General features: G+C 31.6%; 1 protein-coding gene. It reads left to right on the forward strand.

All coding sequences use genetic code 11. From position 1 onward, the window contains the following. Positions 1-136 precede the first annotated feature (136 nt). Positions 137-1,357: an IS30 family transposase gene (locus M2475_RS11375; RefSeq protein WP_277491660.1), complete on the forward strand. Its 1,221-nt coding sequence runs from the start codon at positions 137-139 to the stop codon at positions 1,355-1,357. Position 1,358: the final 1 nt, after the last annotated feature.

The raw sequence follows: 1,358 nt of genomic DNA on the forward strand, positions 1-1,358 counted from the left end.
CGTAAATTGAAAAAGTAAATTCCAGTTAAAAGAAAAGAAATGGAAGTAAGACAGAGAAACAACATCCAGTTCTTTTTATTATGTCGACTTCCAGTTAAGATAAATGTATAAAGTGTTTCTTCAGGAGGTAATAAAAATGAACAAGAAACAAAAAAGATACTATACACATTTAACCATAGAAGATCGATTCGTAATTCAAACCGGGATTGAAAACGAAGCAAAAAAATGTAATATCGCTAAGATGTTAGGAAAAGAGGCATCAACAATCGCAAAAGAAATACGTTCACATTTAATCATCAAACCACGTAAATCATATTCTATAAAGCCAAATAACGGAATTGATGATAAATGCATTCGTAGAGATCGTACTCCTGGGGCTTGCAACGGTTGTGATAATCTAAGTAAGTGTAAAAAGGAGCGAAGATTATACGATGCAAATAAAGCTCAAAAAGAGTATGAGTATATGCTGATAGACAGCCGAAGTGGAATTAATATGACAACAAAAGAAAGAAGAAGAGTTGCCAATATCATCAAGCCACTTATCGAACAAAGACAATCGATTGAACATATCTTAATGAATCATCCAGAAGTTGGTTTGTGTGCAAAAACATTATACAGTTATATAGAAGCTGGTGTCTTTCACGACTTTGGTATTATCAATCTATCCTTAAAAGAGAAGGTGCAGCGCAAATACAAGAATCCAAAGTATAAAAAAAGAAAAGAACCAGTGAGTTATGAAGGACATAAATATGATGATTACTTAGCCTTTAAAGAAGAATATGAAGAAAAAATGACAACCGAAATGGATACCCTCTACAACAATCATAGTGGACCATATCTACAAACCTTTCAATTCACTGATTGTAAAGTAATGATAGGAAAACTTTATCAAGAGAAAACAAATGAAAATATGGTAGCAACAATTGATGAATATGAAGAAATATTAAGTAATGAAGTTTTTAAAAAATTATTTGGACTTCTATTGACGGATAGAGGAAGTGAATTTCAAAATTCACAATTATTTGAACAAAATAAAAAGGGTAAACACAGATTAAATATCTTCTACTGTGATCCCATGTGCTCACACCAAAAGCCGCACGTGGAAAATAACCATAATTACGTTAGAGATATTCTACCAAACGGATATCCTATGGAGCATCTTACTCAAGATGACATAGATCTAATGTTTACCCATATTAATAATACACCAAGACGCTCTCTTCATGGGAAAACTCCGTTACAAATAATGAAATTTTTTTATACTGAAGATTATGAGGATATACTGAAAGCATTCAATTTAAAAGAATTAGAGCCTGATGAAGTAACATTATCATCACTGCTATTTAAGAAGAAATAAA

This window comes from Breznakia sp. PF5-3, assembly GCF_029504745.1.
Taxonomy (GTDB): Bacteria; Bacillota_I; Bacilli_A; order Erysipelotrichales; family Erysipelotrichaceae; genus Breznakia.